Annotated in this window: 1 pseudogene; it reads left to right on the forward strand. The window is 60.8% G+C overall.

Features of this window, described 5'->3' with window-relative positions:
• Window positions 1–43: 43 nt before the first annotated feature.
• A pseudogene (locus GWC77_RS29055) lies at window positions 44–232 on the forward strand (IS110 family transposase); the annotation flags it as partial.

Below are 232 nucleotides of genomic sequence, written 5' to 3' on the forward strand. Positions count from 1 at the left end.
CTGGCGCGAGGAACATCTGTTCGTCCTCGCACAGGCACTGTCCATGTTTGACAGTCTGGCGCAACGTATTGTCGAATGCGACGCGAAGATCGAGGCGCTGCTCAAGCCGCTCGGGTGCCACGAGATCAAACTGGGTGCGGACAAACAGCGCCACAAGCACACGCCGCGATTTGATGCACGCACGGCGCTGGCGCGCTGGGCTGGTGTCGATCTGACACGCATCAACGGTCTT

Origin of the sequence: Paraburkholderia sp. NMBU_R16 (assembly GCF_013282575.1) — a bacterium.
Classification (GTDB): domain Bacteria; phylum Pseudomonadota; class Gammaproteobacteria; order Burkholderiales; family Burkholderiaceae; genus Trinickia.